The organism is Senegalia massiliensis, assembly GCF_900626135.1.
In the GTDB taxonomy this organism is placed as follows: Bacteria; Bacillota; Clostridia; order Tissierellales; family SIT17; genus Anaeromonas; species Anaeromonas massiliensis.
In genome coordinates, this window is the sequence record NZ_LR130785.1 from 218,079 (window position 1) to 230,081 (window position 12,003).

General features: G+C 27.6%; 9 protein-coding genes, 1 rRNA gene and 4 other annotated features. Of the genes, 9 read left to right on the forward strand and 1 reads right to left on the reverse strand.

Translation table 11 applies throughout. The annotated features are described in order from the left end of the window. Nucleotides 1-9 precede the first annotated feature (9 nt). Nucleotides 10-155 (forward strand) — a sequence feature (23S ribosomal RNA rRNA prediction is too short). Between the two features lie 19 nt (nucleotides 156-174). Then, nucleotides 175-334, forward strand: a sequence feature (23S ribosomal RNA rRNA prediction is too short). A 19-nt stretch (nucleotides 335-353) separates the two neighbouring features. Then, nucleotides 354-616, forward strand: a sequence feature (23S ribosomal RNA rRNA prediction is too short). 95 nt (nucleotides 617-711) lie between these two features. Then, nucleotides 712-828: ribosomal RNA gene (rrf, locus tag E0D94_RS01030) — 5S ribosomal RNA — on the forward strand. Nucleotides 829-946: 118 nt separating this feature from the next. Next, nucleotides 947-2,836: an LTA synthase family protein gene (locus tag E0D94_RS01035; RefSeq protein WP_130805457.1), complete on the forward strand. Its 1,890-nt coding sequence runs from the start codon at nucleotides 947-949 to the stop codon at nucleotides 2,834-2,836. Here the strand turns inward: E0D94_RS01035 and E0D94_RS01040 are convergent. Beyond that, nucleotides 2,833-3,327, reverse strand: a complete 495-nt coding sequence (locus tag E0D94_RS01040) for a hypothetical protein (protein ID WP_130805458.1) — start codon at nucleotides 3,325-3,327, stop codon at nucleotides 2,833-2,835. The two genes, E0D94_RS01035 and E0D94_RS01040, sit on opposite strands and share 4 nt — an antisense overlap. Before the next feature lie 191 nt (nucleotides 3,328-3,518). Between E0D94_RS01040 and E0D94_RS01045 the strand changes: the two genes are divergently transcribed. The 7 genes from E0D94_RS01045 to E0D94_RS01075 all read left to right on the forward strand — a co-directional run bounded on the left by E0D94_RS01045 (nucleotide 3,519) and on the right by E0D94_RS01075 (nucleotide 11,985). Beyond that, nucleotides 3,519-3,764 carry a hypothetical protein gene (locus tag E0D94_RS01045; RefSeq protein ID WP_130805459.1) on the forward strand — a complete coding sequence of 82 codons (246 nt, stop codon included), beginning with the start codon at nucleotides 3,519-3,521 and terminating at the stop codon, nucleotides 3,762-3,764. Between the two features lie 51 nt (nucleotides 3,765-3,815). Further along, nucleotides 3,816-4,229 carry a hypothetical protein gene (locus E0D94_RS01050; protein WP_130805460.1) on the forward strand — a complete coding sequence of 138 codons (414 nt, stop codon included), beginning with the start codon at nucleotides 3,816-3,818 and terminating at the stop codon, nucleotides 4,227-4,229. A 60-nt stretch (nucleotides 4,230-4,289) separates the two neighbouring features. Continuing rightward, nucleotides 4,290-4,814, forward strand: coding sequence for a transcription repressor NadR (locus E0D94_RS01055; RefSeq protein WP_278044672.1), 525 nt, complete (start codon nucleotides 4,290-4,292; stop codon nucleotides 4,812-4,814). A gap of 67 nt (nucleotides 4,815-4,881) precedes the next feature. Continuing rightward, nucleotides 4,882-5,880 (forward strand): PTS sugar transporter subunit IIC, encoded by a 999-nt coding sequence (locus tag E0D94_RS01060; protein ID WP_130805462.1) that lies wholly within the window; start codon nucleotides 4,882-4,884, stop codon nucleotides 5,878-5,880. 54 nt (nucleotides 5,881-5,934) lie between these two features. Further along, complete coding sequence (locus E0D94_RS01065) at nucleotides 5,935-8,760, forward strand: UPF0182 family membrane protein (protein ID WP_130805463.1); 2,826 nt, start codon at nucleotides 5,935-5,937, stop codon at nucleotides 8,758-8,760. 103 nt (nucleotides 8,761-8,863) lie between these two features. Then, nucleotides 8,864-9,065: a binding site (T-box leader), on the forward strand. 55 nt (nucleotides 9,066-9,120) lie between these two features. Further along, nucleotides 9,121-10,398 (forward strand): serine--tRNA ligase, encoded by a 1,278-nt coding sequence (serS, locus tag E0D94_RS01070; protein WP_130805464.1) that lies wholly within the window; start codon nucleotides 9,121-9,123, stop codon nucleotides 10,396-10,398. Between the two features lie 63 nt (nucleotides 10,399-10,461). Then, nucleotides 10,462-11,985, forward strand: coding sequence for a M1 family metallopeptidase (locus E0D94_RS01075; RefSeq protein WP_242620453.1), 1,524 nt, complete (start codon nucleotides 10,462-10,464; stop codon nucleotides 11,983-11,985). Nucleotides 11,986-12,003 lie beyond the last annotated feature (18 nt).

Genomic DNA, 12,003 nt, shown 5'->3' on the forward strand with positions numbered 1-12,003 from the left:
AACGGAGGCGCTCAAAGGTTCCCTCAGCACGGTCGGAAATCGTGCGAAGAGTGTAAAGGCATAAGGGAGCTTGACTGCGAGAGATACATCTCGAGCAGGAACGAAAGTTGGACTTAGTGATCCGGTGGTTCCGAGTGGAAGGGCCATCGCTCAACGGATAAAAGCTACCCCGGGGATAACAGGCTTATCTCCCCCAAGAGTCCACATCGACGGGGAGGTTTGGCACCTCGATGTCGGCTCGTCTCATCCTGGGGCTGTAGTAGGTCCCAAGGGTTGGGCTGTTCGCCCATTAAAGAGGCACGCGAGCTGGGTTCAGAACGTCGTGAGACAGTTCGGTCCCTATCCGCCGTGGGCGCAGGAAATTTGAAAGGAGCTGTCCCTAGTACGAGAGGACCGGGATGGACATACCGCTGGTGCATCAGTTGTTCTGCCAAGAGCATAGCTGAGTAGCTAAGTATGGAAATGATAAGCGCTGAAGGCATCTAAGCGCGAAGCATCCCTTAAGATTAGATTTCCCATCACATTAGTGAGTAAGACCCCAGATTAGACTATCTGGTTGATAGGTCTCAGGTGTAAGAGTAGCAATACTTTTAGCTTAGGGATACTAATAGGTCGAGGACTTGACCAATAAAATTGTAAATATTTTCTGTGTAATTTTTAGGGTACAATCCTAAATTAATAACATGACTTAAATTAAAATTTAAGTATAAATCCAGTGACGATAGCGAAGGGGTCACACCTGTTCCCATCTCGAACACAGAAGTTAAGCCCTTCAGCGCTGATGGTACTTAGGTGGTAACGCCTTGGGAGAGTAGGACGTTGCTGGTTTTTTTATGCTCATTTTTAATATTGTAATTGTAAAGAGAATTTAATGTAGAAATAGAAAAAAATAGGGTATAATAAAAGATGTAATGTTTTTAATTTATCAAAAATTAAGGAGATAGTCATGTTTAACATAAATACATCTAAATTAAAACCTATAAAAATGAACAAAATTATACTCTTTATGTTTATTTTGTCATTACTGAAAGTATTACTTTTATACATATTTACAATTGAAAAAAATATAATTATTGCATTTATTACTACCATTCCAACTATAGCATTTATATATTTATTATTGTTTATTGCTAAGTCTAAAAATATAAAGTTAATAGCTTTTATTGTACATGCTGTTGTTGGAATAATATTATTTGCGGATTTAGTATATTATCAATATTATGGATTTTTACCTTCTATCACTATGTTATTATTTGTAGGAAATGTTCCTACAGTATGGAAAAGTATATTTTTTGTATTGAGACCAATATATTTTTTTATGATAATAGATATAATTCCGTTGGGAATTTATTTAAAAAACAGAAATATAAAATATAATAGATTAAAAATTAGTAGAAAGAACATAACAATATCTGTAGTTTCAATACTATTAATAATGTTTTTATCACCTATTTTATTTATAAAAGGAAATACAACTTATGCATATAATAATTACGGTATATTTACATATCATATATATGATGCATATACTCAGTTAACCAATAAGGAGAAAGAAACATTAGCAGATGAAGATTTAAAAAATAAAGTTAAAAACATATCTAATGATAAAAATGATAAAAAAACAAATAAAAAATATCATGGAATAGCAAAAGGAAAAAATATTATTGTAGTACAATTTGAATCTCTTCAAAACTTTCTTATAAATAGAGAATACAATGGTAAGGAAATAACTCCAAATTTAAATAAATTAATATCTAAAGATAGTATGTATTTTAATAACTTTTATCAGCAAGTAGGACCAGGAAATACCTCAGATGCTGAGTTTGTTATGAGTAATTCATTATATCCAACAAATGATTTATCTATATTTAATCATTATAAAGAAAACTATTATTATTCACTTCAAAAGATATTAAAAAAAGAGGGATACTCTACGTATTCTTTTCATGGTAATGATAAAGAGTTTTGGAATAGAGATGAGATGTATCCTAATCTAGGAATAGATAACTTTATATCTTTAGAAGATTTTGAATATGATGAAAAAGAAGATCTTATAAATTTAGGTTTAAATGATATGGATTTTTTTGATCAAACGGTAGATCATCTAAAAGAAGCAAAAAAACCATTTTATTCAACAGTAATTTCTATAACTAGCCATCATCCATATGATATGCCAGAAGAATTGATAGAAGTAGAATTAAAAAAAGAACATGAAAACACTATATTTGGAAACTATATACAAAGTATAAATTATGCTGATAAAGCATTTGGAAATTTCATAGAAAAGCTTAAAAAAGAAGGATTATATGAAGATTCCATTATAGTTTTATATGGTGATCATGCAGGACTTTATCCTACTCGAGCTGAAAATGGAAAAATAATGAGTGAATTTTTAGGCTATGAATATCGCTTTGATGAATATATGAATATTCCACTTATAGTTAACTTGCCAGGCAGTGGTATAAAAGAAACAAATGAAATAGTAGGTGGAGAATTAGATTTAATGCCTACAATATTGAATCTTACAGGAATAGAAGATAATAAAGGAAAAAGATTTGGTAGAGATTTGTTTAATTCTAAAAAAGGATTTGTATTAAATCAATATTATGTGCCTTTAGGATCATTTATAGATGATGAGAAAGTTTTTAAGATGTCTAAAGATGGGATATTTGAAAATAGTATGGCTTGGGATAGAAAAACAAAAGAACCTATAGATATAGAAGAATGTAGAGAAGGTTATGAAAGAGCTATAAGTGAGTTTAAGGAAAGTCAATTAATATTAGAAAATGATTTAATAGATGATATTATAGAAGAACAAGAAAAAAAGGATAATTAATTATCCTTTTTTTCTTGTTCTATTTTTTCTATATTTTTTACCATCATTAAAGGAACATTATGGTTATGATCTTCATGAGTTTCTTTTAATTCTTTTATAGTACCATTAACTTTCACTTTATCGTAATTTTGAAAACCTTCAGGAATTTTATTATCTTCTGTTTCAGCTAATATATTAAATAGCATTTCTTCTCCATTGAAAGAATCTATTACCCCTAAAGAAAATTTATCTTCTTCTTCTGTTAAAAAAAATTGTAATTCCATTGAAACTTCTTTATCTTTATATTGATCTAAATTTTCATGCATATCAATTATTTTTAAAGCAGTCTCATTAGTTACTTCATCTTTTATATCAGGATTTACGTCTTGAGTCACAGGGGTATTTGATGTAGAAAATGCTGTAGTTATCATATATAATATAGGTGAAAGTATCATTACACTAACTACTATAAGAGCTATTATAGTATATGTTTTTTTCTTATTTGGATTCAAAGTTTTTACCTCCCTCAATATTTAATAGTATATCATAAATATAAGTTATATACAGATTAAAGTTTTATGTCTTTATTTTTACAAATACAAGTTGAAACAACAGGATAAATAATATTTTTATGGAAGAGATAGCAAAAACAATATATTATATATTCTACTGAAATAAATAATATTCATTAGGAGATGATTTTTTGGAAAAGGAAATGTTAGATTTATTACTAGATATGTTAAATGAAGAAAATGAATTAATTGCAGAACAAGATGGAAATATGCACTATATTTCTTTAAATGACTTAAAAGATAATAATAAAGAATATATATATATAAATACTAATTCTGAAAAAGTATTCTATTTTAATGAGAGTAATGATATAATTAATAAAATTAAGAACTTAGATCTAGATTTTAAAGAACAAAAAAAGGGTAAGGATATTTAAAGAACATTTTAATTTAAATTTTTTAAAATTTAATTAGGAGGGTTAATTTAAATGGTTAAGTTTATTTGTGGAAGAAAAGGTTCTGGAAAAACTAAACAATTAATTAATATGGCAAATGATAGTGCTGAAAATGTTACAGGTGGAGTTGTATTTATTGAGGCAACAAATAAGCATTCTTTAGAGTTAAATTATAAAATAAGATATATTAATGCCATGGAGTTCAATATAGATAAAATTGATACCTTCTATGGCCTTTTATGTGGTATTGTAGCTAGTGATTATGATGTACAGAAGGTTTATATTGATGGGCTTTATAAAATGATTGAACTTGACTTTTACCTTTTAGAAAAATTTATAGAATATTTAAAAGTAATAGATAAATATAATGAAACAGAATTTATTATATCTGTAGAATGTGAAAAACAAGATGTACCAGAAAATATGAAAAAATATTTAGTTAATTAATTTATAAAGCTAAGGATAAATTTATCCTTAGCTTTATATGTATGTTATAATGAATTTGAGGTGAATATATTGGATTCAAATAATAGAAGAAAAAAAATATTAGAATTATTAATAAAAGAAAATAACCCTATAAAAGGTGCTATTATAGCAGAAAAATTTAATGTAAGTAGACAAGTAATAGTTCAAGATATAGCAATACTTAGAGCTAAAGGTAAAAAAATAATGGCAACACCTAATGGATATATGATCATAAAATATGAAAATAATTTTTTAGAAAAAACTATTGTATCAGTTCATAAAGATGATGAAAATATTGAAGAAGAATTAAATATAATTGTAGATTTAGGAGCAAAAGTATTAGATGTTATAGTAGAGCATCCAGTTTATGGAGAGATTAAAGGGCAACTTATGATTTCTTCAAGAAAAGATGTAAAAGATTTTATAAAAAATATGAAAGAAAATAATGCAAGTACTTTAGCAACCCTTACAGAAGGAGTACATATTCATACAATAAGGGTTCCAAATGAAGATGTATTTTCTCAAATAAAAGAAAAATTAAAAGAAAAAAATTTCTTGCTAGAATGATTATAAAGTGATATATTTTTAAATGTAGTGACAAGACAGCAGTAAATACATTTTAATGGGGGTTATTATGAAAAATTATATTATAAAAATATTAAATGGAATGGCTCTAGGCTTATTTTCATCTTTAATAATAGGGCTTATATTGAAACAGATAGGTACTTTATTAGAATTAGAAATATTAATAAATATGGGAAGTATTGCTCAATTTATGATGGGCCCTGCCATAGGTGCAGCAGTAGCAAGTTCCATAGGAGCACCACCTTTAGGCATATTTGCATCTATTATAACAGGTGCCATAGGTGCAGGAACATTTAAAGTTGTAGATGGAACTACATTAATAATAATAGGGGAGCCTGTTGGTGCACTTGTAGCTTCATATATAGGTGCTGAAATTTCTAAATTAGTAAGTGGTAAAACTAAAGTAGATATTGTATTAATTCCTGCTTTAACTATTATTTCAGGAGGTATAGCAGGTATATATGTAGCACCTGTCATATCAAAATTTATGACAGGAATTGGTACAATTATAAATATAGCTACAGAGCAAGATCCTATATCTATGGGAATACTTGTTTCTGTTCTTATGGGTATAATGTTAACCTTACCTATTAGTAGTGCTGCTATTGCAATATCTTTAGGTCTTTCAGGACTTGCAGCAGGTGCTGCAACAGTAGGTTGTAGTGTACAAATGATTGGATTTGCTGTTATAAGTTTTAAAGAGAATGGTATAGGAGGCTTTATTGCTCAAGGATTTGGTACAAGTATGCTTCAAATACCAAATATAATTAAAAATCCACGAATTTGGATTCCTCCTATAATAGCTTCAGCAATACTTGGTCCTATATCTACTGTAGTATTTGAAATGCAAAATAATAAATTAGGTGCAGGTATGGGTACAAGTGGTTTAGTAGGACAATTTGCAACATTAGAAACAATGGGAATGAGTGGAATGATAGGTATATTAGTCTTACACTTTATATTACCATCAATAATCACGTTAATAATATCTAGTTGGATGAGAAAGAAAGGATTAATAAAAATTAATGATATGAGAATTGAAAGTTAAAAAATTGAATAATATATAATTGGGTAGTATAATAATAAGGAAGGGGGTTAAGAATTGAAAAACAAAACAAAATTTATTTTATTTATAGTTGTAGCTATTTTACTAGTATTATTTAGTTCTTTAACTAGCATTGTAGCTTTTGTAACAGACTATCAATGGTTCAATGAACTTGGATATACTGATACATTTTTAAAGAAATTGACTACACAAATTTCGATAGGAGTGCCTTTATTTCTAATATTATTCTTTTCGATATATTTTTATTTTATATCTTCCAAAAGAAATTATTATAAAGAGGCGAAAATCACTCCTCCAAAAGGTGGAGAAAGAAATTTAAATATTGCATTAGGTATAGGCTCTGCACTTGTTTCTCTTCTTGTATCTACAACATTTGCAGGAGGGCTTTGGCTTAACATATTACAATTTATAAACTCATCTAAATTTGGATTAAAAGATCCTATATTTAATAATGATGTTGGTCTTTATGTTTTTAATATACCATTATTTAAAGAGATAATATCATTAGTTTTATTTTTATTATTTGTTCTAGCTGTATCTACAGTAGTCTTTTATTTATTACTAATTTCTATAAGAAAGCCTAATATAAAAAGACCAGAAAATGTATTAGATATGAATAAATTTAAAAATAAACAAACTATTAAAGATATATTAAAGAAAGATATTTTTAAAAAAGCACTTTTAAAAGTAGGTGTATTTGGATTTGTAGGATTTGTGATAATAGGTGTAAACTATTATTTAAATACATTTGATTTATTATACTCACCAAGAGGAGTAGCATATGGAGCAAGTTTTACAGACATAAATATTACACTTTGGCAATATAGAATAATGGCAGTATTATCATTAATATCTGCTTTTACTATTCTTTATGGGGCATATAAAAGAAAACTAAAAACTGCTTTATCAGGGCCAGTTTTATTGATAACCATAGGTATACTTGGAACTGTTGCAGGAGGATTAGTTCAACAATTTATAGTAGAACCTGATGAAATTTCAAAAGAAAGTGAATATATTGGATACAATATAGACATGACTCAAGAAGCATATGGGTTGAAAAATGTTACTCAAAAAGAATTTCCAGTAGAACAAAATTTAACTAAAGAAGATATAATAAACAATAAAGAAACTATAGAAAATATTCGTATAAATGATTATCAACCATTGAATCAAGTATATAATGAATTACAAGGTATAAGATATTATTATAAATTTAATGGGGTAGATACTGATAGATATATGATAGATGGAAAATATACTCAAGTATTTTTATCTGCTAGAGAGATGGATGTTTCTAAGTTAAAAACTAAAACTTGGATAAATCAACATTTAAAATATACACATGGATATGGTTTTGTATTATCCCCAGTAAATTCAGTAGCTCCAAATGGTCAACCAAATTTACTTGTTAATAGTATACCACCTGTTACAAGTACAGATTTAAAAATAGAAAGACCAGAGATATATTTTGGAGAAATGACTGATAATTATGCAGTAATAAATTCAGATGAACCTGAATTTGACTATCCTAAAGGTTCTGATAATGAAGAAGTCTTTTATGAAGGAACAGCGGGAATAAGTTTAGGTGGAATTAATAGAGTTCTTTATGCAATAAAAGAAGCAAATTTAAAATTGCTAATATCAAGTAATATAAATAATGATAGTAAGATTATAATAAATAGAAATATAAAAGAAAGAGTAGAAAAAATAGCACCATTTTTAGAGTATGATGATGATCCATATATTGTTGTAAATCAAGAAGATGGTAAATTATATTGGATGATAGATGCATATACTTCAACTTCAAACTTTCCTTATTCACAACCATTTAGTGAAGAAAGTGCAACAAATTATATAAGAAATTCAGTTAAAGTAGTAGTAGATGCTTATAATGGTGATACTGATTTTTATGTTTTTGACGAAAAGGACCCTATGATAAAAACATATGAAAAAATATTCCCAGGTTTATTTAAGTCATCTGATGAAATGCCAAAAGGAATATTTAGTCATATAAGATATCCTGAAAATTTATTTTCTATACAATCAAGGATATATGAAACTTATCATATGGAAAACCCAGTAGTATTTTATAATTCAGAGGATGTATGGAATACAGGTGAAGAGATATATATGGGAGAAGAACAACCAATTAAACCTAATTATAAAATGTTTAAATTGCCTGAAGAAGAAGATGTAGAATTTTTACTTACTGTCCCATATACTCCTGCTACAAAGCCAAATATGACTAGTTTGTTTGTAGCTAGAAATGATGGAGAAGATTATGGAAAGCTTTATTTATACAGATTTCCAAAAGGTATAACAGTCAATGGACCAATGTTAGTAGAATCAAAAATAAACCAAGATTCAGATATATCACCTCAGCTGACTCTTTGGTCACAAGAAGGTTCCAATGTACTTCGAGGCAATATAATGACTATACCTATTGAAAATTCTTTATTATATGTAGAGCCAGTATATATTCAAGCAGCAAATGAAAATAATATACCTGAAATGAAAAGAGTAATTGTAGCATATAAAGATCAAATAGTCATGGAAAGAGATCTTGATACTGCTTTATCAAAAATATTTGGAGATATAAATAAAGAAGAAAGTGAAGATGGAGAAGGAACAGATCCAGACGATGAAGAGCAAACTGACCAAGAAAAACCTGTTGAAGGCTTGGATAATATAGTAAAAGAAGCTAATAAATTATTTAATAAAGCTAAAAAAGCATCTCAAAATGGTGATTGGGCAAAATATGGTGAATATATAGAGGAATTAGAATCTGTGTTAAACAAACTAAATCAAAACTTAGGTTCAGATGAACCAAAAGAAGAATCACCATCAGAAGATGTAGAATAAAAATTAATTAGTATAATTATCTATAATATAGATATAATATATTAAAAGAATTTAAAAGGCTTGAATAAATATTAAAAATGTGTTATATTTTAAAATAATAAAGTTATATGCAATTAAGAGACATAGTAAATAATCTTATATCTTAAAGAGAGTCGATGGTTGGTGAAAATCGATGATATATATTATTGAATCCACCTCTTAGCATTTTATCTAAAAGATAAACCTTGCACTGGTTAAAGTGTACTAAGTGGACTGTAAAGTCAACTAGGGTGGCAACGCGGGAATTTTAACCTCTCGTCCCTATCTATATAGATAGAGACGAGAGGTTTTTTATCGTTTAATAAAAAAGGAGATGAAAAAATGCTTGATGTAAAAATGATTAGAAATGATAAAGAAGGTGTAAAAAGAGCACTTTCTAAAAGAAAAGGTGAATTTGATGTAGACATAGTATATAATCTAGACCTAAAAAGAAGAGAAATATTACAAGATGTAGAAAATATGAAAGCAGAACAAAATAATGTATCTAAAAAGATACCTCAATTTAAAAAAGAAGGTAAAGATATATCAGAAGTTTTAAATGAAATGAAAAACTTATCTTCTAAAATTAAGGATATGGATAAAGAATTAAAAGAAATAGAAGATGAATTAAACTCTAAGTTATTAATGCTACCTAATGTACCTAATGATAAAGTGATAATAGGAGATAGCGATAATGACAATAAAGAAATAAGAAAAGTATTTGAACCTAAAAGTTTTGACTTTCAGCCTAAAGCTCATTGGGATATAGGAACTGACTTAGACATATTAAACTTTGAAACTGCATCTAAAATAACTGGCGCACGCTTCTCACTATATAAAGGTATGGGAGCATCACTTGAAAGAGCATTAATGAATTTCATGCTAAATACTCATACAAGAGAAGGGGGTTATACTGAAATAATTCCTCCATTTTTAGTAAATAGAGATAGTATGACAGGTACAGGTCAACTTCCTAAATTTGAAGAAGATGCTTTTAATATACCTTCAAAAGATTTATTTTTAGTACCTACAGCAGAGGTTCCAGTTACAAATATTCATAGAGATGATATATTAAGCCAAGATGATTTAACTATAAAATATACAGCATATACTCCATGCTTTAGACAAGAAGCAGGTTCAGCAGGTAGAGATACAAGAGGGCTTATAAGAAATCATCAATTTAATAAAGTAGAATTAGTTAAGTTTTCAAAACCTGAAGATTCTTATGATGAATTAGAAAAATTAACAAATGATGCTGAGAAAATACTTAAAGCTTTAAAGTTACCATATAGAGTAGTAGAGCTTTGTACAGGAGATTTAGGTTTTTCTTCAGCAAAAACATATGACTTAGAAGTTTGGATGCCAAGTTATAATAGATATGTTGAAATATCTTCTTGTAGTAATTTTGAAGATTTTCAAGCTAGAAGAGCAAATATAAGATATAGAAATGAAGATACTAATAAGTTAGAATATGTTCATACATTAAATGGTTCAGGTCTTGCACTAGGTAGAACTACAGCAGCTATACTGGAAAATTATCAAAATAGTGATGGAACTGTTGAAATACCAGAAGTTTTAAGAAACTATATGGGTGGAATAGAAAAAATAGAAAAAGCATAGTATTTAAGAGAGCGTAAAGCTCTCTTATTTATACTAATTATAAAATATATCAGGGGTGATAATTTGAAAATTATAAAAAAATCATTAATTTTATTAATTATTACTATCATAACAATAGGATTTACAGCTTGTTCAAAAAAACCTATTGAAAATATGGTAAGAGGAGATAAAGAAAAAGATTTTAATACATTAATTACAGATGATTATAATAACTTAGATATAAATAAAATAGATAAATACAATATTGAGGTGGAATTTTTTCCTGAAGATAAAAAATATCATGCAGAGCAAAAAACAACTTATATAAATAAAGAAAATGTAGATTTGAAAAATGTATATTTTCATGTATATCCAAATGCATTTAAAAAAAGAGAAACAGCTCCATTTTTATTTGATAGTTTTGAAACTGCATATCCAAATGGATTTGAAAAAGGATATATAGATATAGAGGAAGTAAAAGTAAATGGAAATAAAATTAATTATAAACTTATAGGAAAAGGAGATACAATACTCAAATTAGATTTAAATAAAAAGTTAAATAAAGGCAAATCTATAGATATTTCTATGAAATATACTGTTAAATTACCACCAGCACAAGATAGATTTGGATATGGAGATAAAACATTTAATTTTGGTAATTGGTATCCAATTGCAGCAGTATATGATGAAGATGGTTGGAACTTAGACCCCTATTATAGTGTAGGAGATCCTTTTTATAGTGATGTAAGCAATTATAATGTAAAAATAAAAGCACCAAGAGATATAGTTCTTGCAACAAGTGGAAATATAATAGAAGAGAAAATAAAAGGTGACAAAAAAATATGGGATATAGAAGCAAAACTAATGAGAGACTTTGCATGGGTAGCTAGTAATCATTTTGAAAAAATAACTAAAAATTATGATAATACTGCAATTAATCTTTATTTTCTTGATGGTGTAAGTGAAGTTGTAAAACAAAGAGCAATAGACTTTTCTAAAAGTTCTTTAAAATACTTTAATAATATATTTGGAAAATATCCATATGGAAAGTTATCTGTAGTTCAAACCAGTTTTCCTAGCGGGATGGAATATCCGGGCATAGTATATATAGGAGATAATTATTATAATGAGAAAAAAATAGGAAGTTTAGAGCTTGTAATAGTTCATGAGATAGCACATCAATGGTGGTATGGTATAGTTGGTAATGATGAAATAGATGAAGCTTGGCTAGATGAATCACTTGCAACTTATTCTGAATATATATATGCTTATGAAGAATATGGAGAGGATACTGCTAATGAATACTATAAAAATGGAATTGAAAATAATTATGAAATGTCAAAAGAGTTAATAAAAGATAAAAATATATTAAAATCATTAAATGAATTTGTAGGATGGAATGATTATGGACCTTTAGTATATTCACGTGGAGCAATGATGATACATGATATAAATAAACAATTTGGTAAAGAAGAACTATATGATATACTAAAAACATATTATGAAGAATTTAAATTTAAAAATGCTACTACAGAAGATTTTTTAAGAATAGTTGAAGATAAAATAAATAGTGAGTTTAAGAATTCAAAAGAGTATTTAAACAAGTAATATTCAAAAGGGGGAAAA

Coding starts and splice junctions, on each gene's coding strand:
- E0D94_RS01050 (WP_130805460.1), top strand. CDS start 3,816: ATGGTTAAGTTTATTTGTGGAAGAAAAGGTTCTGGAAAAACTAAACAA.
- E0D94_RS01035 (WP_130805457.1), top strand. CDS start 947: ATGTTTAACATAAATACATCTAAATTAAAACCTATAAAAATGAACAAA.
- serS (WP_130805464.1), top strand. CDS start 9,121: ATGCTTGATGTAAAAATGATTAGAAATGATAAAGAAGGTGTAAAAAGA.
- E0D94_RS01060 (WP_130805462.1), top strand. CDS start 4,882: ATGAAAAATTATATTATAAAAATATTAAATGGAATGGCTCTAGGCTTA.